33 protein-coding genes and 1 pseudogene are annotated in these 25,362 nt (G+C 30.2%); 16 read left to right on the forward strand and 18 right to left on the reverse strand.

What is annotated here, in order from left to right:
• Positions 1 to 169: 169 nt before the first annotated feature.
• Entirely contained in the window at positions 170 to 1,177 is a 1,008-nt protein-coding gene (locus tag HUE88_RS05830) for a hypothetical protein (RefSeq protein WP_194372017.1), read from the reverse strand.
• Between the two features lie 234 nt (positions 1,178 to 1,411).
• Between HUE88_RS05830 and HUE88_RS05835 the strand changes: the two genes are divergently transcribed.
• From HUE88_RS05835 to HUE88_RS05850, 4 genes are read left to right on the forward strand one after another with little or no spacing between them, the layout of a single operon-like run.
• On the forward strand, positions 1,412 to 1,651 hold the full coding sequence (locus HUE88_RS05835; RefSeq protein WP_194372019.1) for a helix-turn-helix domain-containing protein: 240 nt from the start codon (positions 1,412 to 1,414) through the stop codon (positions 1,649 to 1,651).
• The gene (locus HUE88_RS05840) at positions 1,648 to 2,130 is read left to right on the forward strand and encodes a hypothetical protein (protein WP_194372021.1); all 483 of its coding nucleotides are present in this window, start codon (positions 1,648 to 1,650) and stop codon (positions 2,128 to 2,130) included. The genes HUE88_RS05835 and HUE88_RS05840 overlap by 4 nt, the downstream gene beginning before the upstream one ends.
• Positions 2,131 to 2,508 (forward strand): hypothetical protein, encoded by a 378-nt coding sequence (locus HUE88_RS05845; protein WP_194372022.1) that lies wholly within the window; start codon positions 2,131 to 2,133, stop codon positions 2,506 to 2,508.
• A gap of 1 nt (position 2,509) precedes the next feature.
• A complete protein-coding gene (locus tag HUE88_RS05850; protein ID WP_194372024.1) occupies positions 2,510 to 2,842 on the forward strand; it encodes a hypothetical protein in 333 nt (110 codons plus the stop codon).
• 45 nt (positions 2,843 to 2,887) lie between these two features.
• Here the strand turns inward: HUE88_RS05850 and HUE88_RS05855 are convergent, their stop codons facing one another.
• The 7 genes from HUE88_RS05855 to HUE88_RS05885 all read right to left on the reverse strand — a co-directional run bounded on the left by HUE88_RS05855 (position 2,888) and on the right by HUE88_RS05885 (position 6,271).
• Complete coding sequence (locus HUE88_RS05855; protein ID WP_194372026.1) at positions 2,888 to 3,076, reverse strand: hypothetical protein; 189 nt, start codon at positions 3,074 to 3,076, stop codon at positions 2,888 to 2,890.
• Positions 3,077 to 3,078: 2 nt separating this feature from the next.
• Positions 3,079 to 3,423 (reverse strand): hypothetical protein, encoded by a 345-nt coding sequence (locus HUE88_RS05860; protein WP_194372028.1) that lies wholly within the window; start codon positions 3,421 to 3,423, stop codon positions 3,079 to 3,081.
• Positions 3,416 to 3,661: a hypothetical protein gene (locus HUE88_RS05865; protein WP_194372030.1), complete on the reverse strand. Its 246-nt coding sequence runs from the start codon at positions 3,659 to 3,661 to the stop codon at positions 3,416 to 3,418. Before HUE88_RS05865 ends, HUE88_RS05860 begins: the two co-directional genes overlap by 8 nt.
• A 75-nt stretch (positions 3,662 to 3,736) precedes the next feature.
• Positions 3,737 to 4,153, reverse strand: coding sequence for a hypothetical protein (locus HUE88_RS05870; protein ID WP_194372032.1), 417 nt, complete (start codon positions 4,151 to 4,153; stop codon positions 3,737 to 3,739).
• Between the two features lie 80 nt (positions 4,154 to 4,233).
• The gene (locus HUE88_RS05875) at positions 4,234 to 4,509 is read right to left on the reverse strand and encodes a hypothetical protein (protein WP_194372034.1); all 276 of its coding nucleotides are present in this window, start codon (positions 4,507 to 4,509) and stop codon (positions 4,234 to 4,236) included.
• A 180-nt stretch (positions 4,510 to 4,689) separates the two neighbouring features.
• Positions 4,690 to 5,157 (reverse strand): hypothetical protein, encoded by a 468-nt coding sequence (locus tag HUE88_RS05880; protein WP_194372036.1) that lies wholly within the window; start codon positions 5,155 to 5,157, stop codon positions 4,690 to 4,692.
• Positions 5,158 to 5,254: 97 nt separating this feature from the next.
• Positions 5,255 to 6,271 (reverse strand): hypothetical protein, encoded by a 1,017-nt coding sequence (locus HUE88_RS05885; protein WP_194372038.1) that lies wholly within the window; start codon positions 6,269 to 6,271, stop codon positions 5,255 to 5,257.
• A 384-nt stretch (positions 6,272 to 6,655) separates the two neighbouring features.
• Between HUE88_RS05885 and HUE88_RS05890 the strand changes: the two genes are divergently transcribed.
• The 4 genes from HUE88_RS05890 (at position 6,656) to HUE88_RS05905 (ending at position 9,521) form a co-directional block, all read left to right on the forward strand.
• Complete coding sequence (locus tag HUE88_RS05890) at positions 6,656 to 7,654, forward strand: SPFH domain-containing protein (protein WP_194372040.1); 999 nt, start codon at positions 6,656 to 6,658, stop codon at positions 7,652 to 7,654.
• Between the two features lie 208 nt (positions 7,655 to 7,862).
• Positions 7,863 to 8,726, forward strand: a complete 864-nt coding sequence (locus HUE88_RS05895; RefSeq protein WP_194372042.1) for a DUF808 domain-containing protein — start codon at positions 7,863 to 7,865, stop codon at positions 8,724 to 8,726.
• 150 nt (positions 8,727 to 8,876) lie between these two features.
• Positions 8,877 to 9,152, forward strand: coding sequence for a hypothetical protein (locus HUE88_RS05900; protein WP_194372043.1), 276 nt, complete (start codon positions 8,877 to 8,879; stop codon positions 9,150 to 9,152).
• Between the two features lie 96 nt (positions 9,153 to 9,248).
• Positions 9,249 to 9,521, forward strand: coding sequence for a hypothetical protein (locus HUE88_RS05905; RefSeq protein WP_194372045.1), 273 nt, complete (start codon positions 9,249 to 9,251; stop codon positions 9,519 to 9,521).
• Between the two features lie 70 nt (positions 9,522 to 9,591).
• Here HUE88_RS05905 and HUE88_RS05910 read toward each other — a convergent pair.
• The 5 genes and pseudogenes from HUE88_RS05910 to HUE88_RS05930 form a co-directional block, all read right to left on the reverse strand.
• Positions 9,592 to 10,509, reverse strand: a pseudogene (locus tag HUE88_RS05910) (IS256 family transposase); the annotation flags it as partial.
• A gap of 75 nt (positions 10,510 to 10,584) precedes the next feature.
• Entirely contained in the window at positions 10,585 to 10,887 is a 303-nt protein-coding gene (locus HUE88_RS05915; protein WP_194372047.1) for a hypothetical protein, read from the reverse strand.
• 90 nt (positions 10,888 to 10,977) lie between these two features.
• Positions 10,978 to 11,274: a hypothetical protein gene (locus HUE88_RS05920; RefSeq protein ID WP_194372048.1), complete on the reverse strand. Its 297-nt coding sequence runs from the start codon at positions 11,272 to 11,274 to the stop codon at positions 10,978 to 10,980.
• Between the two features lie 19 nt (positions 11,275 to 11,293).
• The gene (locus tag HUE88_RS05925) at positions 11,294 to 11,860 is read right to left on the reverse strand and encodes a transglutaminase-like domain-containing protein (protein ID WP_194372049.1); all 567 of its coding nucleotides are present in this window, start codon (positions 11,858 to 11,860) and stop codon (positions 11,294 to 11,296) included.
• A gap of 30 nt (positions 11,861 to 11,890) precedes the next feature.
• Positions 11,891 to 12,742, reverse strand: coding sequence for a hypothetical protein (locus HUE88_RS05930; protein WP_194372050.1), 852 nt, complete (start codon positions 12,740 to 12,742; stop codon positions 11,891 to 11,893).
• 146 nt (positions 12,743 to 12,888) lie between these two features.
• Between HUE88_RS05930 and HUE88_RS05935 the strand changes: the two genes are divergently transcribed.
• On the forward strand, positions 12,889 to 14,286 hold the full coding sequence (locus HUE88_RS05935; protein ID WP_194372051.1) for an ankyrin repeat domain-containing protein: 1,398 nt from the start codon (positions 12,889 to 12,891) through the stop codon (positions 14,284 to 14,286).
• A gap of 284 nt (positions 14,287 to 14,570) precedes the next feature.
• On the opposite strand, the gene HUE88_RS05940 is transcribed toward HUE88_RS05935, so the two are convergent.
• Both HUE88_RS05940 and HUE88_RS05945 read right to left on the reverse strand, forming a co-directional pair.
• The gene (locus HUE88_RS05940) at positions 14,571 to 15,083 is read right to left on the reverse strand and encodes a thioredoxin domain-containing protein (protein WP_194372052.1); all 513 of its coding nucleotides are present in this window, start codon (positions 15,081 to 15,083) and stop codon (positions 14,571 to 14,573) included.
• A 100-nt stretch (positions 15,084 to 15,183) separates the two neighbouring features.
• Positions 15,184 to 15,792: an LPP20 family lipoprotein gene (locus HUE88_RS05945; protein ID WP_194372053.1), complete on the reverse strand. Its 609-nt coding sequence runs from the start codon at positions 15,790 to 15,792 to the stop codon at positions 15,184 to 15,186.
• Between the two features lie 253 nt (positions 15,793 to 16,045).
• On the opposite strand from HUE88_RS05945, the gene HUE88_RS05950 reads away from it, so the two are divergent.
• From HUE88_RS05950 to HUE88_RS05975, 7 genes are all read left to right on the forward strand, one after another.
• Positions 16,046 to 16,783, forward strand: a complete 738-nt coding sequence (locus HUE88_RS05950) for a hypothetical protein (protein ID WP_194372055.1) — start codon at positions 16,046 to 16,048, stop codon at positions 16,781 to 16,783.
• The gene (locus HUE88_RS14155; protein ID WP_430733197.1) at positions 16,783 to 17,040 is read left to right on the forward strand and encodes a CBU_0592 family membrane protein; all 258 of its coding nucleotides are present in this window, start codon (positions 16,783 to 16,785) and stop codon (positions 17,038 to 17,040) included. The genes HUE88_RS05950 and HUE88_RS14155 overlap by 1 nt, the downstream gene beginning before the upstream one ends.
• Positions 17,041 to 17,276: 236 nt before the next feature.
• Positions 17,277 to 17,855: a hypothetical protein gene (locus HUE88_RS05955; protein WP_194372057.1), complete on the forward strand. Its 579-nt coding sequence runs from the start codon at positions 17,277 to 17,279 to the stop codon at positions 17,853 to 17,855.
• A 111-nt stretch (positions 17,856 to 17,966) separates the two neighbouring features.
• Complete coding sequence (locus HUE88_RS05960; RefSeq protein WP_194372059.1) at positions 17,967 to 19,355, forward strand: TraM recognition domain-containing protein; 1,389 nt, start codon at positions 17,967 to 17,969, stop codon at positions 19,353 to 19,355.
• A gap of 93 nt (positions 19,356 to 19,448) precedes the next feature.
• Positions 19,449 to 20,249 carry an inositol monophosphatase family protein gene (locus tag HUE88_RS05965; RefSeq protein ID WP_194372061.1) on the forward strand — a complete coding sequence of 267 codons (801 nt, stop codon included), beginning with the start codon at positions 19,449 to 19,451 and terminating at the stop codon, positions 20,247 to 20,249.
• A complete protein-coding gene (locus tag HUE88_RS05970) occupies positions 20,246 to 20,962 on the forward strand; it encodes a metallophosphoesterase (RefSeq protein WP_194372063.1) in 717 nt (238 codons plus the stop codon). Before HUE88_RS05965 ends, HUE88_RS05970 begins: the two co-directional genes overlap by 4 nt.
• Positions 20,963 to 20,970: 8 nt before the next feature.
• The gene (locus HUE88_RS05975; protein ID WP_194372065.1) at positions 20,971 to 21,561 is read left to right on the forward strand and encodes an ankyrin repeat domain-containing protein; all 591 of its coding nucleotides are present in this window, start codon (positions 20,971 to 20,973) and stop codon (positions 21,559 to 21,561) included.
• A 385-nt stretch (positions 21,562 to 21,946) separates the two neighbouring features.
• Here the strand turns inward: HUE88_RS05975 and HUE88_RS05980 are convergent, their stop codons facing one another.
• Genes HUE88_RS05980 through HUE88_RS05990 form a run of 3 tightly spaced genes read right to left on the reverse strand, consistent with a single transcriptional unit; the run spans position 21,947 to position 25,206 of the window.
• Entirely contained in the window at positions 21,947 to 22,351 is a 405-nt protein-coding gene (locus HUE88_RS05980) for a hypothetical protein (protein ID WP_194372067.1), read from the reverse strand.
• Between the two features lie 25 nt (positions 22,352 to 22,376).
• On the reverse strand, positions 22,377 to 23,837 hold the full coding sequence (locus HUE88_RS05985) for a hypothetical protein (RefSeq protein ID WP_194372069.1): 1,461 nt from the start codon (positions 23,835 to 23,837) through the stop codon (positions 22,377 to 22,379).
• Positions 23,830 to 25,206, reverse strand: a complete 1,377-nt coding sequence (locus tag HUE88_RS05990; RefSeq protein WP_194372071.1) for an AAA family ATPase — start codon at positions 25,204 to 25,206, stop codon at positions 23,830 to 23,832. Before HUE88_RS05990 ends, HUE88_RS05985 begins: the two co-directional genes overlap by 8 nt.
• Positions 25,207 to 25,362: the final 156 nt, after the last annotated feature.

Here is a 25,362-nt window from a genome sequence, read left to right on the forward strand (position 1 = left end):
AGGAAAAAATATGGAGTGTGAATTTCTAAATATTTATTTCTTAAAAGCACTTAATGTAGGAGCCTATTGATATAAATTATTTTCTTTTTTAATGTAGAGTCCGATAATAGTCCGATGAAATTTAATTAAGCCCACTTTACAACTTTCACTATTCTTCACTTAAGTATGATTATTTACTAGAAAAATCACAAATTATTTCAAATTCTGGTGGTGGGTTTGGTAAAAATTCTCTCCTATCTATTTTTCTACCATGTATACTATGTTCCCTGTAATTAAAAAAATCATTTAACATGTTAGTCGTTTTTGTCATATTATCAGAAAATAAATATATAAATAATTCTCGAATTTTTTCATAATCTAGTGCTAAATATTCATGATACAAAGTTGCTATGTATCGTAGGGCATTTTGCTCATTAACTTCAAGAAAATGCTCATATAGCCTTATATTTTCAAATTTTCGGATAATAAACTCTTTTTTAGCCTGTTTATACAATTTATGTTGTTTTTTTCTATCAATTCTAAATGGTGCTAAAACTATATATTCAAACATCAAATATCTTGTTTGTGAAGTATTCGTATAGTTGAGATTAGTTTTTTTTATAATTTCATACAGGTTTTCAACATCTTCATCAAGCATGTAGGCTAGTGATGTTTTCAATTTTTTATGTTTCTTGATTTTACTTATTTTACTTTTGATTGTATCAATGCTAGTTTTCAACATCTTAATTTTAATACTGTTATCTAACTCTGTATCTATGTACCCCCTTCGTCTTTTTTGTTCATCTATTACTAAGTCAAATTTTTTATATAAATGCTTTTTACAGCGCTTATATTTTTGATAGTAATCCTTAAATGCAGGTAGCGTAACAAGCCATGGAAAATCTTTTGTAGCTACAAATAAAGGGTCCTTAATATTTCTATTTTCCATGTTCAAAATAATTTTAGCATAGTAAATTTCTCTTGTGTCAAAATTTGACAAGTGTTGTAATTGAAAATCTATGTTTTCAATCAAGTACTTACAATGCTTTGTAGCTCTTGAAAGCATGTCATTTGTTTTTGCGCTTTCTCTCACATTGAGATTAACAATTGAATAGTTAATACCTTCTATTAGATTAGCAATTTGTTTATCTAAATCTATTTCTAAATTTATTAGTTCTGGGTATTTACAAGTTTTCATTTTAAGTCCTTTATTCTTTTTGATTATTTTAGCTGAGTAAACAATACAATATAAATAATATGACAATATGTCATATTATTCAGTAAATATGCACCTTAGCATTCGTTAGTTTTTTCACATAACTTTAAGTTATTCACATGTATTTCATGCGGGCTTTTTATGAAAAATGAATAGTAAAATTGTGATATCAAAAGGCGCCAATTGATAAAAATTAATTAAAGATGGAGATACGTGATGAAGGATGAAAAAAAAGAAATGGAAGACAGGTTATTTGCTATATTTGTTTGTTTAGTTTTAAGCAGAAAACAGGTCTCTAAGGCCTTGAACAAGAGTCTCAGCACGATTGATAGGTGGCGTAAACAATCTATTAATCTAGAATATTCAAAATCAGGGGATGCAAAAAATTCGACTATTGAATATTCTATCAGTGAGATTGCAAGATATATTGTGTCAAACAAAATAAAGGTTTTATGATGCCTGATATTACTAAATATACAAAAATTTCTGAAAAAAATCAGAAGAAGGCATGCCGTTGGGTGTGCCGTCAAAATAATGATGTTGCATATGAGGTTCATAAACAGCAAAAAAAAGAGTATTTTGCACTAAAAGCAAAGTTTGTAGATGTTGATGCAATTTTGATAAGTTTAGCTGCTTATATAATAGCAGTAAGTAAAATTTATAATTTATTTATTGCTAAATCACAAAAAAATAAATTCGAAAATTTAAAAGGCATTAATAGCTCTCAAAAAATTAGAGGCGCATCTATAAAAAATCAAAAGAAAAGTCCAAAAAGAGACCAGCTGCTTAACAAAAAGAGCCTGCTGTTAGACCTGATTGACAATCAGGGATTATCTCCTTATTCGGTTGTCATATTTTTAAAGAAATTCAATGGGTTTGAAGTGTCTCACACAACAATACGAAAAGTGTATAAATTTCTGAAAGAGGATGTCTAAATGTATTATTTAATCGCAAAAAATATATATGCAGCTGTTGAGCATACTGGCAAAGAAATTCATTTTTCTGGTATTAAAATTGATGATATCTTGGTGTTTGAGCATTGGATTCCTTGTATAGATTTTTTAGAGATATTTCAATCGTACCAAAAAAACTTTTTAGTATTAGACAAACTTTATGAAGTTTATGAGATTGAATTTATTGTATATAAATGCAAAGATGATTCTATTGTATATTTGAGTATGCAGTATAATGAAAAAGAGTACAAATTTTCTAAGTATGATGCGGCAAAAATCGTGCACAAGTTAAATAGAATACTGGCTCGTTGTAATTTAATGCCAAAACCAGAAGAACGACATGCTAGTTCAGGATATTAAAATGGAAGATTGTATTGAGGTGTTTTTGATGTATATGAATTTGTTAAAATTAAAAGTAAGGTGTAAGATTTTACTATCACGCAAAAGGAATTTAAAAACGCCACACAAATTTTTATCTGTTAGCAGTTTTGCTTCTGTTTTAGTAATTAATCGAAAGGAATTACTTGATATTTTGGAGAATAGTAATTTTATAATTTTTGAGGATAAAAAAGTTAAACTAACAAAGAAAGCACTAAAATTAGGGGCTAAGTTTCATCAAAGAGATGAAGAATCATGGATAGTTTGGCCAGAAAAGTTTCTTGCTCACCCAGCGTTGTATCAAATTTACAAGTAGTTTAATAAATGCTCTTGCGCTAGATAAGTGCTGGAGCTACATTGGTCAAAAGTACTTCCCAAATCTGTCCATAAAATAATCTAACATAAACTTATACTTTTTATTTATTAAAACAATGTGGATAAACCCAAAAACCAACACTAAAAACAGCAACACATTTACACATCCATCTGCATCTGGTAAAAGTTCAAATTGGCAATAGTAATCAAGCTGCATTATATTACCTTTGCTCATTTCTAAAATATTTTACAATGATTTGCTTTTATCATCAGTGAGTCTTTAACAAAGTAATTTTTATCAAGTTGCCAATTATCATTTTTAGATACTTTATAGGATGACGTCAGACTTGCACAATGCAACTCCTTATTTTGTTTGAAGTAACCAATATTGTCTTCTGCTGTTTGGTATGTATAGTATGCATGCCATATAGGTGCTATAAAGACTAGCATCATAAATGTTTTAATAACTTTTCGTTCTGTATCTTTCTTTTTGTTTTTACTTATTATTATAAGCGTAAAAGAGCCCGGAACAATAACCAATAAAGCCATTATTATAAACCCTTGATTTAAATACTCAAACATTGTTTTTCTCCTCTTTTATATCCTCTGTTATTTGGTCTTGTCTTTTTTTAGTCAATTTATTTGTTGCAGCAATGGCTACTCCCAATATAAATATAATAGATGAAAGTATTAAAAAGCCAATATGTTGGTTTATAGGACCACTACTAGTAAATATTGAATAGATGCTTTGGATTATCACTGCTAGTGAAGCAAATATCAATATCTTATTATATATGTCTTGTTTAGTGTCTTTTTTCATAATATCTCCCTCATCTCTGTAAACTTTTTATATGCTACCAAAAAAATCAAAAACTGTAAAATCATTTTGAACCACCTACCTGTTGATACTGTATACAGGCTTAGTCTGTGAAAAAAATGCCATTGCAGCTAAAAGTACATAAAAACCAACTACGGCAAGCACAGCATAAAGAGCGAGCTGTATAACAGTCATTACTACTCCAAATATAAATGATGTGTTTTTTATGTTGGAATAGATAACTAAAACTACCAGTAAAAATCCTATTACAATCAGTACTTGTCCATTTAAAATATCTTGGTTGTTTGCTAGAGCTTCTCTATACCACCCCTCACCAAAATATATCATCCCATACCCTATAGCAGTAGCCAAATAGTTTGAGAAGTTAAAAAACTCATATCTATATCTCTTTACGCTATATTCATTAACCCATAGTACTAATGAGTAGACTGTGATAATCGCAACAATAAATCCTATAATTGTAATAACTAACATGTAGTCTCCTTTAGCAGATTTACTATATGTTATTTAATATTCCAGAACGAGTCAAGTATAAATTGCTAGTGTCTTTATATTCAACCGTTCTTGCTTGATTTTGAATTTTTTGATACACTATTCTTAGAATGGGATTTCTCTCCTAAATCGCTAGACTTAAAGGATTTCTTATTGGTGCTGTCGTTATCTTTTATTAGATTATCTGTGTCATGGCTATTGGTTTTATCTGGGGATTGTTTTTCGGCTCCGGTAAAAAAGTCTCTTAATTTTAAACCACGGTCTTTTGTTTTTTTAATCAATGTTCCCGTAGGACTTTTGCCATCCCTCGCAAACTGAACAACTTCCGCTAAAGTCATTGCTCCACCAAGAAGTGCTATTTCCGATACTCCACCTGACTAAAATTTGAACCTAATATTTTCATTGATAAAATTGAAACTAGAAAACATGATGTAAGTTATAACTTATTACATCTTTGTAAAATTGCAGAAGCTTTTGATATGGAAGTTGTAGGTTTAATACCAACCTCTAAAGAATAATTATTCAAGCCCATCAATCTCTAAAAAGCCATTTTCTAACTCTATATAGCTTAGGTGTGATCCTTCATATTTGCCATCTACTTTTTCTCTAACTAGTAGAAGAGCATTTATTCCTAGTGCTTGCGAAAAATATGTTTCTTTTGTTTTGATGTTTTTATAAGATTTTGTTGTTGCAATTGGCATTGCAAGAAATAAGCATGTCTTTAAAAATTCTCTATCTTTTTTACAAAATGATGCTTTGAGAAAGATGTCTAGTTCATCATAATCATTGACACCTGAAATAAGCTCTATTGGAAAATCTATCTCTCCTCCATATTGTGACACTTCGTTTATAGCAGAGTCTAGCATATCTTCAACTGGAGGTGATTTACTGTCATAATAGTAATATTCCTCTTTATCTGGTATATCCACAAGAAGTTTTGCAAATCCACCTGTTTTATCGTTGTAGTATATTATTGTCATTATCATAGAGCGATTGTTACAAAAAAAGCAAAAAGTGTCAAATTTGATTTGTGCCTTGCATGAATTATAAAAACAAATCGTGAGACTTTGGTGTCGATTAACATCACTTGGGCTGTACAGTCTTGTTAAAGTTACTTACATTTGCCTGTATTATTTGAATCTTTTTACTAGTGTTATCTATTGTATTGACAATATTCATATTGATAATCATAATGCCATAAAAAAGAGCAAGTAGCACAAGGCTTATTTTTTTAATGTGAGTGTAAAAAAATGTACCTGCAAATACTCGCAACTGAAAGTAAGTCCCTAAACTACTTATCCCTATCATACTTACAGTTAAAAGTAGTGCTACTGTATGAGAGTTGAAACTATTTATGTAATTTGAGAACCAATCCATAAAAAACATAAAAAACATAAAAAACATAAATAAGCCTCCTGGTGTAAAAAGAAGTGGCATCAAAGTTACATTACTATTATTACTACTATCCGAACTAGGTTTAGAATTAAATACAAGTCTGAATACAGATATAGCAATAGATGGCATAATTAATATCAAGGTAAATATTGCTTGGACGAAGACGCTAATAAAGGCAATAATATAACTAAAACCAAACTCTTCGCGTATATCTAAAATACTACTTGCTATAAAAAGTCCAATAATAAGAAGAAGCATAGCCGCGATCTTTACAAAATTCGCTAAGTCACTCTTCATCCAAATAAGAAATATATTATGACTTAAATATAACCACGAAGCATATATACTAAATCCAATTATTAGAAAAAAAATATTACCTTTCATATGTGTAAAAAAAACCGAGAGGACTCCACCAGCTACAAATATACCTACAGAAGTAAATAGTATATTGAGGTAGCGTCGTGCATCTTCATTGTCAAGTAAACTATGTATGCTAAGCTCTTGCTTATTTTGTGAAAGTATTACCTGAAATGGAAAATAAACAATAAGCAGTATAGTAGAAAGAACCAATAAACCTCCTAAATCTGTATCATACACTGTCTTATAATAGACCATCCACAAGTACATTGGAGTAAGTAAGAGAAAGAAGGTTCCTTGCGCTATGGCTACTTTACTTATCCCATCATTTAGCATTTTATTAATCATATATATTTCACCTTTTTAGCATAAGTCTATGTAGAACTAATTAAAAGAAAATTTTAACATAATGAATTTATTTTTTTAACGTTGGATTTATATGGGCTATTTTTTTGCATGTAGTGTAACAAATAGTAACTATAATAGTTAAACACGGATGTAAAGTTATAGGTTCTTTTCCGAATGCTATTATTTATTGATCTATTAAACTGGGTTATAGCTGTGGCAATATTTACTATACTTCCATATGGGAATAAAACTATTTTTTGTATAATAAAAAATCATAAAATAGCACCCTCTTATATCAATCTGAAAAAATGTACTAAATAATCACGACATAACCTGTCATTGTAGCTTCCTATACTTTCTTAATAACAAACATGGAGGTTCCCAATGGAATTTGTAAAAGCTAAACCAAACGAGTATCTTGTAGTTGCCAAATCAGGTAAAATTAAAAATTTAGGTGTTGCAAGAAGTGCAATGATATGGCCCGGTCAATCGTTTATAATGATACCAAGTACTCAGATTGAGGCACAGTTTGCTATGACACAAGAGTCTAAGGATGGCATTCCCCTTCGTTTTAAAGGTATTGTTATCTATCATGTAGAAAATCCAGAGATAGTCGCACAACGTTTTGATTTTTCTGAGAACAAAGGTCTTACAGACATCAACAATCTTATAGCAAATGTGTCACTTGGTGAACTTCGTGATAAAGTTTCTCATATGGATATGGATGCATGTATAGACGAGCGTAAAACTACACTTACTGATGCTATTGTCAACGAACTAAGTGTAATCGCACAAACATGGGGAATTGCTATTAATGTGGTTCAGGTAGCACAGGTGTTTATTGTAGAAGATGAGATACGAAAACAGCTTGAGGCTGAAGTTCGTAATCAGCTAAGAGCAAATAGTGAACTTTCTGATATTAAAACCGAAGAGGCAATTGAGCGAGAAAGTTCAGCTTCAGAACTCCGACTTAAAAAAGAGGAGTTTGAAAATCAGAAGGAGCGTATGAACATTGAGTTGGAACGTAAAAATCTTGAGCGTGAGCATAAACAAAAGGATATAGCATTAGTTACACCGCATAAGATATTTGAAGCAGAGCAGGATATGTTGGTTATGACGAAGATGATAGATGTATATGAGTTCAAAGCGAAGATGAATCTGCTAAAAGCAAAATCAATGCTCGTCGAAGAAATAGAACAAAATAAAATACGCAAAGATATGCTGCCTCTTGAGCAGGTGCCTCAAATTGCTGATTCTGTTTCTCGCATGTTTAATGGTGCAAATCTAAGTTTTTATAATGATTCGTCACAGTTAATGTCAGGCGTTGCTCCAATGATAGATATGGTTGCAAGAGCTTTGAAACAAAAAGAAGATATAGATTAAGAAGCTAAACAATAGTGAATACTTACTTTTACTATTTCTTCATACCCATATTTACAATTTTAATATGGGTGGCTGTCACAACGAATAAGATACATCATCACTTTAACTTATTGAAGGTATATTATAGATTCATTATTTCAAACACAGCAAGCTTATAAAAAATTGCTATAATATATAAAAAAATAATATTAATAAGGAAATATACTAGATGGCTAGTGGCTTTTTTGCGGTATTTAATGATATTGCTATTTTACTAGATGATGCAGCTACAATGAGTAAAGTAGCAACAAAAAAAACAGTAGGTATATTGAGTGATGATCTTGCTGTAAGTGCGCAAAAGGCATCAGGGTTTTGCGCTTCAAGGGAGCTTCCTGTTTTATGGGCAATAACAAAAGGTTCTTTTAAAAATAAACTTATAATTTTACCTCTTGCTTTTTTGCTGAGTGCCTTTGTTCCATGGATTATAGTGCCTATTTTAATGTTAGGTGGAGTGTATTTGGCTTATGAAGGTGTTGAAAAGATACATGAATATTTTTACCCACATATACATGTTAAAAAGAGTAGGGAAGTACTCTCTGAAGAAGAGATTTTGAAAGTTGAAGCTAGCAAAATAAAGTCAGCAATCTTAACAGACTTTATCCTTTCTATAGAAATTATAATAATAGCGCTTGGATCAGTTATAAAACAAACTTTGCCTGTTCAGATAATATCAGTTACTGTTGTGGCGATATTGGCAACTATAGGTGTATATGGTGTAGTGGCTCTGTTGGTTAGGATGGATGACTTTGGATTCAAGTTAATTGAGATATCAGATGAGAAAAATAAGTTGCTTGGAAAAGTTGGAGAGCTTTTAGTTCAAGGGCTTCCAAAAATAATCAAATTTTTAACATTTATTGGAACAATAGCTATGCTTCTGGTCGCTGGCGGAATATTTCTTCACAATGTTCATCAATTACATGATATGCTTCATGCATTGCCAAGTATACTTCCAGACTTACTTGTAGGTTTAATTGTCGGAACAATAGCATTAATAGTAGAAAAAACATTTAAAAAATTAAAGGGAAGTTACTAGCCTTATTTGCAACTTGTTTGATTATAAAAATAGTGATAGGCTTGTAGCCAATTTAGATGGGTTGAGATGACCCTATTAATCACAAAGGCTATATAGTAACAAGTGCAAGTGTTAAGGCAAGATATGACTTTTCAAAATAAGGAGAAGATAATGGAAAATAGTGACATATTAATTAAAGGTTTTAAATTAGATTATGTAGATCCTGAACATAAAATTATCAATAGAATAGATCAGATTGATATCTTCGCACTTTTTAATGATAATTGGGTTGTAATCAAAAAGGTGGCTATTGAAGAAGGGGTAGTTTACTTGATTAAAAAAGATGGTACCGGTGTTAGTTTTGAACAAAATAATCCAATTAATTCAGAAATTCTTAAGGCTCTTGAGCAGGTTTCTCAAGCATTCAAAGATCATTTTAAAAAATAAATATAGATTTGAAGATTTATATGAAATCGTGCTTATTATTCCTATTTATTGTTAATATGATATAATTCAGAAATATATGCACGAAAAAGAAGAATAATGAATAATCAATTAAAAAATAATTATGAGTTTATGACATCAGCAGAGATTGTTAAATCTCTAGCATTAAAAGTAAAAGTGATTCGAAAAAAAAGATTTAAGACGCAAGAGCTTTTTGCCGAGCATATTGGTATGAGCTTTGGAAAATATGCAAGATTTGAAAAAACTGGTCAGATATCGTTCCAAGGATTTCTTGACATTATCAAAGGTATAGATAGAATAGAAGAGATTGCCGTGCTGTTTAATGAAGACAAAAAAATTATTAAGTGGTAGGGGGAGTCAATAGATGGAAATAATAGTAAAAGCATGGGGAGACGTCGTTGCTAAGATAAAGCACAGAGATGGATTGAAAAACGATAGGATACTTTTTACCCCATTTTTCTTCAAGTTTATCAAGCTCAAATTCTGCTTCTTCTTTTGTGAAAGCTTGATAAACCGCTTTTAGTTCTTTTGCAAATTGTTTTTGATAAGCCGAGCCCACATATTTCAGACTGTTGCGTATTTGATGCACTATGCAGAGTTGAACCTGAGTATCTTGAAATACAGAATTGATGGCTTCAGGGAAGCCTTTAAGTCCATCTACGGATGCGATGAGTATGTCTTTGACTCCACGGTTACTCAAGTCGGTCAACACTTGCAGCCAGAACTTAGCGCCTTCACTTTCATTGAGGTATAAACCAAGTATCTCTTTCTTTCCATCAACTCTGATACCAAGAACTGTATAAAATGCTTTTGAGATATAACGACCGTCTTCTTTTACTTTGTAATGGATGGCATCTAAAAATATGAATGGATAAACAGTCTCTAAAGGTCTAGTTTTCCATTCCTGAAGCATAGGTATTATTTTATCTGTTACAGCGCTTATGGTGGCTTTAGAGAAACCTACACAGTAAAAATCCTCTATGTGTTTAGCTATCTGGGAATAGCTGTTGCCAAGTGCAAAGAGTGAAAGTATTTTCTCTTCAATTTCACCTGTCATACTCGTTTGATTTTTCTTAACAATTTCAGGCTCAAAGCTACCGTTGCGGTCCCTTGGAACATCTAGCTCAAATGTTCCATGATCACTCTTCATAGTTTTTGAGTTGTAGCCGTTCTTACGGTTTCTATTGAGGTCTTGCGAGAGGTGAGAATCTATCTCAGCCGCAAGAGCGGCTTCTGTGAGTTGTTTGATGAGCGAACCTAATGCTCCATCTGAACCGCCAATACTTTTACCAGCTTTTATATCACGAGCAAATTGCTCTACATCGATTTCTATTTTCATGTGTCATTCCTTGAGTAAATATAATTTTACCCGATTGACACGGAATTATGAACGGTCCCGCCCTTACTACCGTTTTTATTTCTCATTACTCTGAATATATCTTACTGTTTGTTTTACGCTTAAACTAACATACTTCTCTAATCTTGGATACATATCTATAACTGCCTTAAAGTCAATCTCTTTTATGTACTCATTATATACTTTCCTCTCTTCTGCTATTTTTTCTGCAAAATTCAGGTAAATTTTTATTTGAGCCTCATTAAGACCATATAAATCTTCTTCGTCTAATATATCTCTACTTTTAACGGCTGTCCCTAAAAATAGTATCTTTAAATCAGAAGATTTCCGTTCAAATTCCAATTCTTCATCTAAGTTCATATTAATCCTTCGTATAATGCTCAATGTTAGGAAAATAATTTATCATCTCATCATATGTTTTAAATCTTTCTAATGTTTTAATAACTACTTCTAATGGTTCTGAATATATCTTATTATTTGTTTTACGCTTAAATCAACATACTTCTCTAATCTTGGATACATATCTATAACCGCCTTAAAGTCTATCTCATTTATATACTCATTATATACTTTCCGCTCTTCTGCTACTTTTTCTGCAAACTTTAGGTAAATTTTTATTTGAGCCTCATTAAGTTCATATAACTCTACCACTTCTAATATATTTCTTTTTTTAATTGCTGTCTCTAAAAATAGTATCTTTAAATCAGCAGACTTTCTTTCAAATTCTAATTCTTCATCTAAGTTCATATTAATCCTTCGTATAATGCTAAATGTTAGGAAAATTATTTATCATCTCATCATATGTTTTAAATCTTTCTAATGTTTTAACAACTACTTCTAATGGTTCTGAGTACATATCTGGTAAATCAAATTCATTTTCCCCTAATTCAAATGCTAGCTTTTCAACTGGAGGATTAAATTGTTCATTAACACCTTCTTTATTTCCTCTTGCATCTACTTTATACCAGCCATAGTCTTTTAAGTAAATTGCATTTAACCCATGAAGACAATAGATGTCTTTTTTATATTCTGAACAACTTAATCGTTGATAACAAAATCCAGTAGGGATATTATTCGCTCTTAGCAAAGAAGCAAGTAAATGACTTTTTGCATAACACCAGCCAGTTTTATGTTTTAATACATCACTTGCTTTACATGTAGTTATATCGTCTTTAAAATCTCCGGAATGATTTATATTATCTCTAACATATTCAAAGCAATTTTTTGCTATTTCAGTAGCTGTTTTGCAGTTTTTTGACAGATTAGTTGCTAACTTTTGTATTTCTTTATTTGAGTAGTCTATGATACTAGTTTCTTCTAAAAAATTTATCATTTTAATCCTTTTTGTTTATACTAGTTTTAGCTATTTTATATATTCATTATATTTCTTGTCAATGTTATATGATTGTACTTTAGGGTGACTTAGAATATACTGCCAAATTTCTTTTTGTGTTTGAAATGGTTTGTGCTCATATATATTGTCTAGTAATAGTACAACATTCCTTAAATATGGTGGTTTAGAATATTTTCTAATATTTTCGTTTTCACTTTCATTATAATGTTCAATTTGTAGTTCTGAAATAAACCAAAAAAGTGGTCTCCACCAATCATAAAAGAAATCGCAATTTTTAATGACATCTTTAGAAGATTTTTTATTAGATAATAAAATGAAAAAATTTATCAACTCATCTAGTCTAAATCTATCAAATTGTTCTTTACCTACAAAATCATCAAAGCTTATAGCCAATTCATCCTTATAAATTGGCAGTTCTTTGGCTATATCTTCTGTTAATTTTTTTGTTGACACAACAAAAAATCTACTTATCATAAAGTCACTATATGACTTACTTTGTATAGCGGATATAATAATTTTAAATGAAGATGTCTTAATTGTTTGAAAGTTTTCACTGCAGTAGGTTTGATACAATTCTAATATGGCTTTTTCTTTTGATTCATTCGCCATTGCATAGTTTGCTTCTGCAGTTTTAGCAAGTTCTTCTCTTGTCTCTTCTAGCTCGTCTAGTTGCATTTTAATTGTTAGAATAACCCCTCCAAATGCAAGCCCACCAAACAATGCACTTAAACTATCAAACACATCGCCAACAGGCTGGTGTGTCAGATCTCTATAATCAGCAATAAACCAAGCACCAAACCAAATACCAATTATGAATAATGTTACAGAATAGATTAGTTTCTTATAGTTTTTTGATTTCATATCTTTCTTTCCCTTTTTTATATATTATTAGAGCTAATTGTAATAGAATAAGTCTTAATATATAAAAAAGATTAATATAGTTGACACAAGCTGTCATACCACTTTAGTAAAGTTGGTTTAATTTAAATTAATTAAAAAGGAATACTATGGCAATAGTATTAAGTAATGATGAAATTAATAAACTACTTAGTGGTGAAAAGTGGTTAGGTGAAGATGATGATTATACTACATCCTCTGATGAATCTATACAAGATGATTGTGTAGCAAAAGAAGCAGACGATATTATTCATGCATCAGCAAATGGAGACATGAAAAAAGTAAAGCAGTTTCTAGAAATGGAAGCCAATATAGATATGCAAAATGAGTCTGGATATACAGCTCTTATGATGGCTTCAAAATATGGACATAAAGATATTGTTTCTTTACTTTTAGAAGCTGGTGCAGATTTGGAAGTTCAAGTAGATAAAGAGGATTGGTTTTCTGATAAAGCTATTAACTTTGTTTCTTATAGTGCATTTGATATAAAAGAACTTTTTGAAATGGCACAAATACAAAGAAGCTATCTTAAACTAACTAAGGAGTTGTTTGAATTTAATAATCTTAGTGATGCAGAGAAAAAACTGATATTAGAAAAAAATCAATCTAATGAGACGTCAACAGACACAAAAACGAACAATGCTCTTTATTCTTATGAGTTAGAATCATATGATGTACTTAAGGTAAAACTCATAGATATTGCTAAGAATGTTCCTGCGGATGGTATATTGTCTATAGAGACCAGAATTAGCGAAGAAGAAAATCCATTTATAAAAAGACTATATACAATGGCCATAGATGGAATGGAATCAGAATATATACAAGAATTTGCAATTTTAGCGCAAGAATGGCTAAACAAAGTACATCAACGCTCAGGAAAACAAACTGATTACTTATCTAATCTCAATAGAGAGTTAAATATGATTCGTGTATCTGTAATAAGTACGATGCACGGGGAAGGTTCTCAATTATTATCTCAAAAAATAGATGCAACAACGGATATTATTGAGACTTATTATAAGCATTTTAAAGATAAGTTTTCTATAGCTAGTCTTCCAAAAAAATTGCTAAATACAAGAGGTGAATTGCTAGAAGAAATTAATAATTTTAATGAAATTATAAATGGTACTTATAATGAGGCTGGTTTAGAAAATCCAAGTGATTTAGTAGCTAAGCTAGTAAATTATGCTACTCACGCTCGAAAAGATGGTCTACATATTCTTGCTTCAAATAGTGTATATGAAACAAACGAAATATTAAGAGAATTATTACAAAAAATAGGAATGTATTATAAGATTAAGCGTTCACAAGTCATTATTGAAGAAGGCTTAGTAGAAGCACAAAACAAAGGTTTTACTGATCCTGATTTTTTGTTTGAGTATGAGCGAGAATTGACATGTATTGTTATTGGGATAAAAATGATAATAGATGGAAGTGCCCCAAGATCTATAGAAAATATACTATCTCAATTGTATCCTGAGAAGTATATACAAAGTATATTTGAATAGTAAATGAACTTTGTTTGAGAAAAAATTTATTATTTTCTTGAATGCTGGTATGTTTAAGGCTTGATGTATTTATGAGGACAAATCTTTTTCAAGTGAAAGTTGTGGTGTTTGGAAAAATGGTGTTAAAGTTGCTGATGGGTAGTGAAGGTAAAATTTTGCTCTACTAAACTCTTTTTCTGGAGAAAGAGGAACCCAATGACCCTTGTACTGTTCTATTTAGATTAAATTTAGAAAGAAAAGCAGTGAGGAAATAAAAACTAATTTAGCTAATAAATAAAAGCAACCTATTCAAAATCAAACTCTTCCATACATGGGGCACTTCCTTCAGAGACCCTACAATAGTTTGAGCCTTCTTCAAATACCATCATGTATGGTCTGTGAACCATATTTAACTTTTTACCAACTGTTGCGATTTTATCAATAATTTTTTGCTTATCTGTACTTATTTGAATGTTATCTAAATTAATCTGTTTATTATTAACCATTACATTTTCAAGACAAGCTTTTTTATCATCAGATTGATAAATATGCTGTGTTAGCTTATCAGATTCAAACTTAGGGAGACGATACAAAAAAATGTAATAACTATTCATCAATTGCAGCATTTTATCCTCACTGATTTTAGTAATAAGCTTTTTTGAATAAGGGCACATTGGATCAACAAAAATATAAATCTTATTTGAATTTCCGTTTCCAATACGAATAGCATGATCCGATATTGAGTCAAGAAGATCATGTGGTTTTTCAATAGCAAAAACGTTTAAGCATAAAAATAAAATAATTGATATTAATTTCATTATATAGGTCCTTAAGATAAAATTTTGTTATAGTATATGAGATTCACTTAGTAGGTGTTTAATGCAAATACATTATTTACTATTAAGTGAATTTACAAAACTAATTTGTGGGAAATTCCTTTTCAAGATTCTCAAGTGCATGTTTAGATTGAAATTGTTGCCACAACGAATCATCATTTTTATAGCTTGATAATACTTGTTTTTTTACTACGTCATTTATGCTGCTTTGAGCAACACCAATAAGTACGTAAATATCCTTTGTTTTGGGACTTTGCCAGTATTTCATCTGCTTAGATCCATTTAATGTGACTTTTGCAACCTGCTTAGATACTTGTGTAGATACTTTGTCAGCAACTTCGGCTTCACCTATGCCAGTAGAACGTGTAAATGTTTCTACTTTATCTTTGACTACAGTCTTTATCTGATGGGCTAAGTTTGAGCGAGAATTTGATATAGCCTCACGACGAGAGAAACCTTCCCATAGTTTACTGAACTGTGCTGAGCCAACAGCAGTCATAGTCCCTTCAATTTTTGAATTACCACAAACCCATTCCGGAGCCAATACACTGTCTATATGACAACGCTCATCTAACTTAGTTAATTGAGGTTCTGGTGTTTTATCACCACAACCTGTAAATGCTATTGACAGTAATGATGCAACTAGTATTGAAGTAATACTCTTATTTAGTTTTGTGTTAGTCTTCTTCATTCTTCTACTCCTGTATTTTTGTTTACAGAAATTATAAAATGTTATAATGACAGGTTGTGTCGTGATATAGTGATTTCTATATAAATTTATAAATATATAAATAGTTTTCATTTCAATAACTTTTACTTAGTATGCTTTCACACTATGATACCCGGTGTTATTGCAAAGCTGTATAACTAGCTTGCAAAAATCGCTATAATATCTAGTTAAAATATTAAATAGATAACTTTTTTATAATAAAGGATAAAAAATAATGGAAGAAAATAAGATAATGAAATTTTTTAAAAGTCCATCTTTCCAAAGTTTGGCAACGGTGTTAACTTTCGCCATAGCATTTTATATTGGATATTTACAAGAAGTACTGGGTGGATTAAACCTTTTAATAGGAGCATCAATTACAACATTTATAGCACTCATGTCAGTTTGGATACACTCGCTTTATTCAAATCAAAAGCTTGAGGAAAATTTTATAGGTAAAATAGGTATTTTAGAAGATTTTATAAAAGCCAATGGACTTGGAAGTATTATAAATGAAAAAACATTAGCAATTTGGGAATCATCAGCAAGCAGTGTATGGGTAGTTACTCCTGATCTTTCAAATGATGTAGGTATATCAAATGATAGTAATATAGATGAAGAATTAGTTAAAGCTGTGCATGACAATCTTTTAAATGGTAAAAAATACATTTACTTTGTACCAAAATCTAAATTAATAACAGGTAGATTAAATGAATACATTAAAAAACACAAGAGTGCATATAAAGAAGGACAAGTAGAATTTTGTTTTATACCTGAAAGTCAATTTCACTTTATAAATGAAGTGGTTTTATATGATGTGGAGTGTGAAACCCAAACAAAAGCAGTGCAATGGTTTCCCAATCAAAGCTTAAATTATTACCTTGAATTAGACAACCATAATCAAAGTTATTTAGTAGGTATTTTAAAACATATGATTGAGAGATATGAATTAAAAGATATCACAAAAGTATAATGGAAAATCTATTTTACTATGATTATTTAGGAATATTTGGTGTGTTTATTGTATTGGTTACATATTTTTTACTTCAACTTGAAAAAGTACAATCTACATCACTGTCTTACTCTTTATTAAATGTATTTGGTTCATTGTTGATTTTATACTCATTGATGTTCAATTGGAATATATCATCATTTATTATTGAATTTTTTTGGATATTAATAAGTTTATTTGGTGTTTGGAAATATATAAAAATAAATAATACTAAATAAGAAGTATAATATATAGCAGGTGTTTTTTGTAAGAACTTTGAAGTGACACATCCTGACGTATAAAGTTTATATAATTTTTTCTTGTTCACGTTTATGTTGCACATGAAGTTTTTTATACTTTTAGAATACATAATGTGCCAAACTGTTAAAAAAACTGATAAAATACAGTAAAGTGTTAATAATCATTATAAACTCGTTTGGAATAAATAGTGATAATCTTATATAAGGAGAAGAGAATGAAAACAATAAGTATGGTTAGAGGTGTTCAGAGTAGTATATATAGAATGATATTATTAGGTATAGGTATCTTGGTTTTATTAAAATACAAAGATAGTGAGTTTGCTTTATTCATATTTTTAGGAGTGCTGATTACAATAATAATAGCCTTAAATGCATTAATTGGGATAGCGGGGTCTGTTTTATTTAACAGTAGCTATGAAGCAAGCCTAAAAGAATATGGTATGAGAATAAGCATATTTTTTACTGATAAAAAAAGTGATGGTTTCATACATCAAATTAGAGCGTCTCTATTGGCAGTAGTGGGATTGATTATATATCCCATAGCTTTAATTATAACAATTAAAGAACTATTCGGTTCTTCTTCAAGTGATACAGCTGAATATGATACACAGCGTGAAAGTGAAATTACAAAGATTAATCAAGAAGAAGCAAATGATATAACCATTAAAACAAAACATAAAAAGTGGATGATTGATGCCGGAGTTTTCAGTAAATACTATTTTGAAAATAAAGATGAGGCTTTTAGATATGCAATAAATAACAACTTGGATAAGCCTGAAAAGATATTAATATAAATCAAAAAGAATTAGATGAATATGTGAATTTTCTTAAAAATTTTGAAATGACACATCCTGACGTTTAGGTTTTATACAATTCCTTCATAAGACTTATTTAAAGGATGAATTATGGCAGGATTTATAAAAGAGAACATTCCTGAAGCAACACCAATTGTGCTAAATGATTTCAGGCATGCTCTATGTATTGGCGAAACAGGATGCGGGAAAACAACTTCTTTTATGTTGCCAAATATATCTAGTAGAATTCAAGAAAATTATGGGATGTTTATTGTTGATATCAAAGGGAGCTTGCATTCACATGTTAAAGCTATAGCATCCAAATATGGTAGGCTTAACGATGTAATAGAGATAGGTGTACCATGGGGCGAAAAAATAAATGTATTTGAAAATATATCAAGATCCCTTTTTTTAAACACATTAAGTGAGATAAATGGAAAAGAAGGGGATAAATTTTGGATAACATCAGCACTAAATTTAGCAGGACAAATATATGATATATTTGCAATTGCTAAAAATTTAGAATTATTGCTCAAAAACAAAAATGATTTAAATTTCAAGTACCGTTTTGAGCCTAAATCTATAAGTATGATTGTATCAAGTTTCTCTTCTCTTAACGAGTTTATACTTGATTGTACAATTATAAGATATTCCTTGGATCTTGAGAAAATTTTAGAACTTGTTGATCATGGAGTAAGCGAATATGATATTTATCTCATAAGACAATTTTCTAAGGAATTTGAAAGCACATTAGAAAAAATCAATGATTTTTATAAAGATATTGATCAAGACTCTCCTTCTTCTGGCTCAGGAGCTGTTTTATTTACTCTTCGTAGTCTTATTTATCTTTTTTCTCAAAATGGGCTAGATGGTAAATATGAGTTAAAAGAATTGTTAGAAGATGGAAAAATTGTAATTTTACATGCAGAAACATATGATGAGAATCTTACTTCATCAATTATAAATATATTATATAATAGACTTTTGCTCCGCAATAATGACAAGCCAATCACACTGTTTATAGATGAGTTTCAAAGAAGTGTAAGTAAAAGAAATCTTCCTCATATAGACCTTTTCCGTGAGATGAAAGTTGAGTTAATCGCAAGTATGCAAAATATAGAGCAGCTTGAAAATAAATTAGGAAAAACAACATGTAATGAATTTTTAGGAAATATATTACATAATTATGAGTATGCCAACCATAGAGAGAATTCACTAGATACTTTTGAATATGAATATAAGAATAAAAAGTCGTTAGCAAAACCAATGTTTATAGATGAGAAAGAGAAAGTATTAGCTCAAATTAAATGGCAAAATTTAGGAAAAAATCCACTGCCTTTAGGTTGGATATATTTTCGACCAGATGGATATAAGCGAATGATTATTGTTAATACACAAACAAAAGAAACTAAATATCACTACATGTTAGAAGAAAAAGACAGATTATTACAAAATGAATTAGTTAAAGTCAAGGAAAATAAAATAATATCGGTTGCTTAATTATTAAAAATGTATATATAATCAGTATCATTAATGACATAAGTTGTCACAACACTACTATAAACTTATAACAATAAACAAGAGGAGTAACACATGAGAAATATATATTTAATCATAGCAAAACAAATCGTTGAGGAAGCAGGACGAATAATAAGAGAAGCTAGAGAGACAAATACTTTTAGTTTTGAGTTTAAATCAGATGAGTCTCCAATAAGCAATATAGACCAACAAATACAAGACTATATGACTAAGCGACTTAAAGATAGTTTTGATATTCAAGTTATGGGTGAAGAGAATTGTGACGAGATTGATGCAACTAAACCTTACTGGGCGATAGATCCTATTGATGGAACTTGGTCATTTATTACACATGAGAATACATCTGCAATAAACTTGTCTTTAATTGAAAATGGTGAAGTTATTGTTGGTATTGTTTACAACCCTTTTACAAATGAGTTTTTCCAAACTGAAAAAGGTGCCAAATCTTATATAGGTATGTTAACATTGCCCTTAAGAAACAATCTTACTGTTGCAGTTGTAAATTTTAAACCTGAACGTGAACACCCGATTGTGAAAAGTTTAAACCAACTTTTTAAAGAGGACAAGGTGAAAAAACTTACATCAATAGGCGGTTCTATCACTTACTCTATGTGCATGGTCGCAAAGGGTGCATTTAGCAACTATATAGCTTATTTCAATTCATACTCTAATGCTTGGGACTTATCTGCAGCTTGTCTTATTATAAACAACAGTGGTGGTTTTGTGACTGATTTAGATGGAGTAGAAATAGATCCGATTCACCACAAGGGTTATATAGTTGCTAGTGCAAATGCGCAGGCCAGAGATGACTTTTTAGCAATGATAAATCCACTATTAATTGAAGAAGAAAAATGAGAACAATAATATATGGTGATATTCATGGTTGTTTAGATGAATTTAAAACTCTTCGTGAAGAACTTAAAATAACTAATGAAGACACCGAAATTATAGTAGGAGATCTTTTAGATAGAGGACCTTTTTCAAATGAGGTGATTACTTTTGTAAGAGAAGAAAAAATAGGTTTAGTTCTAGGAAATCATGAATATAAGTACATACGATACAAAAAGCATGATGAACTCTCAAAGCAAACGGGTAAAAAAAATCCTATGCTTTTTAATGAGCAAAAACTATCAATTTATGAAAATATTTCAGATGAAGATATGGCATACTTAGAAGCAGCTCCTTTTTTTATCAAAATTGATAATACGGTTATTCTTCATGCAGGAATTACAAATAAAATAAGTCTTGAAAATGCAAATAAAAAAGACCAAGAAGCACTATTGCGCATAAGAACTCTTGATGAAAATCAGAAAACATTGGCCTTGGGTCGAACAGCATGGAATGCAAGATTTTGGAGTGAATGGTATGATGGAAATCAAGGAATTATTGTTTATGGACATGAAGTTTTTGATAAGGTAAAGATAGATAATTATTCATTTGGTATAGATACAGGGTGTGTGTATGGCGGTAAGCTAACAGCCTTAGAGATCTATGATACTAAAGAGCCGATGTTGAATTATAATATTGTTCAAGTCAGTGCATTGCAAAAATATGCAGATAAAAAATGAGGATTACTATGGAAACTTCTAATGATAAAAAAATAGCATTAATTGTTGCTGCTAATGATGGAAATAAAGAAACAGTTGAATTACTTCTTGCGCAGGGCGCAAATATAGAATCAGCTGATGATGATGGAAAGACAGCATTAATTTATGCTGCTCTTGGTGAACGCAAAGAGAGAATTGAGTTTCTTCTTAGTAAAAGTGCAAATATAGAAGCAGCTGATAATAATGGAAGGACAGCATTAATCCTTGCTGCTGCTTTTAGTGAAGACAAAGAAATAGTTATGTTTCTTCTTAGTAAAGGTGCAGATATAGAAGCAGCTGATAATGATGGGAAAACAGCATTAATTTTTGTTGTTGATGTTTTTTATGAACGCAAAGAAATAGTTGAATTACTTCTTAGCAAAGGTGCGAATATAGAATCCACTGACAATAATGGGAAAACAGCGTTGATTACAGCTGCTAGTAATGGACACAAAGAAATAATTGAATTACTTCTTGATCATGGTGCAAATATAAAAGCCACTGATAATTATGGGAATACAGCATATACTCATGCTACTGTTAAAGGGCATAAAGATGTGTTCAATTTATTATCATATTAAAAATATTAGATGAATGTAATGTCAAAATAAACTAGACTTATTTTAATTCAGTCGCATTTTTAGTTATACTAAGGAAAAAAAAGGAGATACACTTTGGGTGCTTTATTTGAATCACTTTTAGACCTATTTTTCGAACTTTTAAAATTGTCATTATTTATTTATGTACTTTATTTACTTGACGTACTCTTTTATGCAGGAATGATACTGATAGGACTTACTGCACTTATAATACTTTTTTTTATTATGCAGGAAATAAATTGCCGTAGAAAAGGTGATGGGTGTTTTAGTGGAGTGTTTTTAGTCCCAGTTGTATTTTTACTGCCTCTTACCTTACTCCTGCTAGGAATTGATTATTATTTCAATTGAAAAGAGGAAATATTGGAGTTTATGCTTGCTCCGGTTTATCATAACCACGTCGAAATACACCTAAGCATAATCTTGAAAATATTTCAATTGATTTTACACTGAAATTTATCTCATTTAATGCATACTTTTCAGTGTTAAATTGACAATAATTACTACCTGAGTTAATAACAACTTTAAATTTGTTAAGTAAATTATTTTCACATAAGAAATTTACCCATAAGTGCTTATCACCCTCTGTGTCTAAATTTGTCATATAATCAAATTTTGTTATCTCTATTACATCTATTTTTATAAACTGATTTATTACATTCATTTGGAAAAACTCATGTACCTCACCAACTATATCGTTGTAATTATTTGCAATAACTGTAGCCCGTTTTTGTTTATACTCTTCATCTAGTTCGCGTAGTAATTTATGTGTCATTGTATTCCTTCGTATTAATACCTAACTACTTAATCATACCAAAAATCATATTAGCTAAGTTTGTAACATTTTCTTCACAGACAACATAGTCAAAAGATTTTCCCATCTCTTCTTTAACGCTAATGTCACCAATATACATAGCATGCGTTATAATATTATACTTATGAAAATACTCTTTATTTAGAGGCTTTTCATCTATATACCCATCTGTTAAAATCCATACAAAGTCACTTGAAGAGAGTAGGTCTATATTGCTTGACATACAATTATGCATACCTTCTCCTCCGTAAGCGGGCACTAGATGTTCTATCGTGCCATTTTTGAGTGGCATAGGGAGTATTTCATAACTATAAGTTTCAGTTAAAATCAAAGTTGCATCAATTATATTTTTAGCAGCCATTTTATCAAGAACATCTATAAGAAGCCTCATATTTTCTATAATCAAGGACATGGACCCAGATAAGTCTAGAATAATTGTTATTTTTTTCTTATAAGCATCTGGTGCAACTTTTCTTCTAAATTTTTTTTCATTACCAAATGTTAAGCGTTTAATATTTAGCCTTTTTGATGGTATATTAGTAGCTTGATTTCTAGAGCGTGTAAAAAAAAGTTTCTCCATTTTACTTAGTAAAATATCTCTTTGTTTTATGTCAAATGGCACAGCAACTGGTTCATCGTAAAGTAGTGATCCTGTTGACTTCATGCTATTGATATTAGCTTTATCATCTCTGTTTTTTTGACTGTTGTGCCCAGCTGTGCTTAGTACATTAGACAATCCCTCTATCAGCTCATCAAATTTTTCTGTATTATTAAAAGTTTTTACTTCTTCACTAAAAAGATAGCCATTTTTGTTTAAAGAGTTTATATGCTTAGGTGTATTTGGAAAGCTTTTATACCAGTTTTTCATAATTTCAATAATTTGATCTGACGAATCACATGCTAAAACATTTTTATAATAGTCAAATACCATACTAAATATATGTACAGGAATAATATTCTTTATATTTTCTAGATCACTTTTTTTATGCTCACATTGGAGTATATAAAAAAATATTTCCAATGGATTAATTGGTTTATTCAGAGATTCAAATTCTATCCAGTTAAATGATTTTTTAGTATGTTTTCTCATTTTTTCTTCTATTCTTGCATCTTCAAAAAGATTAAAAATATCAAATGAAAAATCTTCTTTTTTTAAAATACTATCTACCTTATTTAAATCTTTATCTGTCCATATGCTGTGAGCTAGTTCATGATATAAAAACGCGCTTAAATATTTTACTTTTTGTTGAGTTGTATCACAAATTTTAGAATGCTCAAATATTTCTGTTCCAATAACAATTTGATGTTTTCCTTCATAAAACCTCCAATTAGCAGTGTTGTAATAAGGTTTCACAAATATTTCATACTCTTCTATTGGTAGCATTTCGTTTATTTGCATCTCAACGTAAAGTTGATTGGCGTATTTTGCTATTTCTTGTTTATTCATAGTCATAAATAGTCCTCATTACAGTTTCAACAGCACTTATCTGCTCTTTGTTTGGATAGCCATCATAATCACGCTCAACCCATAGTAGTATAGAATCTTCTAATATGATTTGTATCTCAGAATGGTTAGTTGCCAGTTCTAAAGCTTCGTTTAGATGGCGAATATTAACTATTTTATTTATTATTTTTGTAAGATAAAGTCGGTTCATTTTTGAATAAAAATCTACTAATTTATCAACATGTATAAGAGAGATTTTTCTCTTCTTTGCTGTTTGTAAAAGTATAGCTCTCATCTCTTCTTTTGTAGTATCTTTTCTAATAGGTTTAAATCTATCTATTAATGCTTCATCCATCGACTCCACTGCATAATTGGCACCAATGTTTGTTGTTCCAATTACCCATAAATTTTCTGTTGGTGCGTATATTACTTCTTCTATAGCTATATCATCTTTTGAGCTTATAGCTCTTCCAGTTCTTAAAACATATTTTCCATCTATTGGAGATAGCGCTGAGATGAGAAGATTTAACTCTCTTTTTGGTATTCTTAGTATTTCATCTAATATAAGAATGGTTTTTTCGCCAACTTTTGCTTTACGAAAAGCTTCACTAAGTGAACCATCTTTCCAAATAAGCTCACCACTTTTTTGCTGTATATAATGTCCTAAAAAATCTATAGATTCAAATTGTTCATGACCACCAACAAAAAGTTGTGTAATATTTTTCTCTTTTCCCCACATAGTAGCAGCATATGTTTTACCGCTACCTTTATCTCCTTCTAATAGTATATGTTTTTTAAATGCATATCTATCAAACTTCATCTGTAAATCGTTATTTACATTTAGTATAGTGATGTTTATACCATTAAGACCTTGATTATAATGCATATATAAATTGTCAAAAATATCTTCAGGCAAGTCATTGAGAAAGTTAGAGACATGAGCACATACCTCTGTTGCATATTCGTAATGATTTTGATCAAAGTTACAGTCTGTACTTTTTGGCACTGTGTTATAGCTCTTTTTTAGTAGTTGAGGAGTCAACTTGTTTGTATTATTATTTTCATTATTTTTACTAAGAGTCATCCTGATGAGTTTATCTACAGTATTATCAGTTAAAGTGCCTTCAAGCCATGCATCTCCACATTTAAGCATATAGTTTCCATTGTAAAAACTAAGCACTGTAATATAGTAAATTTTTGGATTAGAAACTAAGTTGTATACACCATAGTATGAGGCGTTGTACTCATGTTTATCAATAGTTGCAAATTTTGAAATAAATGGAGAGTAAAAGTATCCACTTTTTTGCCATGATAAATATTGATGTTTACGTGCACTTTTAGTAATGATTTCTTTTAATTGTTTTAGTACCATAATAAACTCCTTGCGTAATTTAGTATTATAAACACAACAAGTGACATGTTGTGTCGTATATTAATTTCTAAGAATAATTATAAAAATATTCAAGTTGCTAAGTGAGACATACCCTGTCACCACAAGACATTAAAATTCTAACTATAAGCACGCTTA

It is taken from the genome of Candidatus Sulfurimonas baltica, assembly GCF_015265455.1.
GTDB classification, from domain to species: Bacteria; Campylobacterota; Campylobacteria; order Campylobacterales; family Sulfurimonadaceae; genus Sulfurimonas; species Sulfurimonas baltica.

Coding starts and splice junctions, on each gene's coding strand:
- HUE88_RS05980 (WP_194372067.1), bottom strand. CDS start 22,351: ATGACACATAAATTACTACGCGAACTAGATGAAGAGTATAAACAAAAA.
- HUE88_RS05945 (WP_194372053.1), bottom strand. CDS start 15,792: ATGAAGAAGACTAACACAAAACTAAATAAGAGTATTACTTCAATACTA.
- HUE88_RS05895 (WP_194372042.1), top strand. CDS start 7,863: ATGGCTAGTGGCTTTTTTGCGGTATTTAATGATATTGCTATTTTACTA.
- HUE88_RS05955 (WP_194372057.1), top strand. CDS start 17,277: ATGAAAACAATAAGTATGGTTAGAGGTGTTCAGAGTAGTATATATAGA.
- HUE88_RS05975 (WP_194372065.1), top strand. CDS start 20,971: ATGGAAACTTCTAATGATAAAAAAATAGCATTAATTGTTGCTGCTAAT.
- HUE88_RS05860 (WP_194372028.1), bottom strand. CDS start 3,423: ATGTTTGAGTATTTAAATCAAGGGTTTATAATAATGGCTTTATTGGTT.
- HUE88_RS05935 (WP_194372051.1), top strand. CDS start 12,889: ATGGCAATAGTATTAAGTAATGATGAAATTAATAAACTACTTAGTGGT.
- HUE88_RS05925 (WP_194372049.1), bottom strand. CDS start 11,860: ATGATAAATTTTTTAGAAGAAACTAGTATCATAGACTACTCAAATAAA.
- HUE88_RS05830 (WP_194372017.1), bottom strand. CDS start 1,177: ATGAAAACTTGTAAATACCCAGAACTAATAAATTTAGAAATAGATTTA.
- HUE88_RS05900 (WP_194372043.1), top strand. CDS start 8,877: ATGGAAAATAGTGACATATTAATTAAAGGTTTTAAATTAGATTATGTA.
- HUE88_RS14155 (WP_430733197.1), top strand. CDS start 16,783: ATGGAAAATCTATTTTACTATGATTATTTAGGAATATTTGGTGTGTTT.
- HUE88_RS05875 (WP_194372034.1), bottom strand. CDS start 4,509: ATGACTTTAGCGGAAGTTGTTCAGTTTGCGAGGGATGGCAAAAGTCCT.
- HUE88_RS05940 (WP_194372052.1), bottom strand. CDS start 15,083: ATGAAATTAATATCAATTATTTTATTTTTATGCTTAAACGTTTTTGCT.
- HUE88_RS05885 (WP_194372038.1), bottom strand. CDS start 6,271: ATGATTAATAAAATGCTAAATGATGGGATAAGTAAAGTAGCCATAGCG.
- HUE88_RS05920 (WP_194372048.1), bottom strand. CDS start 11,274: ATGAACTTAGATGAAGAATTAGAATTTGAAAGAAAGTCTGCTGATTTA.
- HUE88_RS05850 (WP_194372024.1), top strand. CDS start 2,510: ATGGAAGATTGTATTGAGGTGTTTTTGATGTATATGAATTTGTTAAAA.
- HUE88_RS05880 (WP_194372036.1), bottom strand. CDS start 5,157: ATGATAATGACAATAATATACTACAACGATAAAACAGGTGGATTTGCA.
- HUE88_RS05865 (WP_194372030.1), bottom strand. CDS start 3,661: ATGAAAAAAGACACTAAACAAGACATATATAATAAGATATTGATATTT.
- HUE88_RS05890 (WP_194372040.1), top strand. CDS start 6,656: ATGGAATTTGTAAAAGCTAAACCAAACGAGTATCTTGTAGTTGCCAAA.
- HUE88_RS05905 (WP_194372045.1), top strand. CDS start 9,249: ATGAATAATCAATTAAAAAATAATTATGAGTTTATGACATCAGCAGAG.
- HUE88_RS05965 (WP_194372061.1), top strand. CDS start 19,449: ATGAGAAATATATATTTAATCATAGCAAAACAAATCGTTGAGGAAGCA.
- HUE88_RS05835 (WP_194372019.1), top strand. CDS start 1,412: ATGAAGGATGAAAAAAAAGAAATGGAAGACAGGTTATTTGCTATATTT.
- HUE88_RS05985 (WP_194372069.1), bottom strand. CDS start 23,837: ATGAATAAACAAGAAATAGCAAAATACGCCAATCAACTTTACGTTGAG.
- HUE88_RS05960 (WP_194372059.1), top strand. CDS start 17,967: ATGGCAGGATTTATAAAAGAGAACATTCCTGAAGCAACACCAATTGTG.
- HUE88_RS05915 (WP_194372047.1), bottom strand. CDS start 10,887: ATGAACTTAGATGAAGAATTGGAATTTGAACGGAAATCTTCTGATTTA.
- HUE88_RS05990 (WP_194372071.1), bottom strand. CDS start 25,206: ATGGTACTAAAACAATTAAAAGAAATCATTACTAAAAGTGCACGTAAA.
- HUE88_RS05855 (WP_194372026.1), bottom strand. CDS start 3,076: ATGAGCAAAGGTAATATAATGCAGCTTGATTACTATTGCCAATTTGAA.
- HUE88_RS05950 (WP_194372055.1), top strand. CDS start 16,046: ATGGAAGAAAATAAGATAATGAAATTTTTTAAAAGTCCATCTTTCCAA.
- HUE88_RS05870 (WP_194372032.1), bottom strand. CDS start 4,153: ATGTTAGTTATTACAATTATAGGATTTATTGTTGCGATTATCACAGTC.
- HUE88_RS05845 (WP_194372022.1), top strand. CDS start 2,131: ATGTATTATTTAATCGCAAAAAATATATATGCAGCTGTTGAGCATACT.
- HUE88_RS05840 (WP_194372021.1), top strand. CDS start 1,648: ATGATGCCTGATATTACTAAATATACAAAAATTTCTGAAAAAAATCAG.
- HUE88_RS05970 (WP_194372063.1), top strand. CDS start 20,246: ATGAGAACAATAATATATGGTGATATTCATGGTTGTTTAGATGAATTT.
- HUE88_RS05930 (WP_194372050.1), bottom strand. CDS start 12,742: ATGAAATCAAAAAACTATAAGAAACTAATCTATTCTGTAACATTATTC.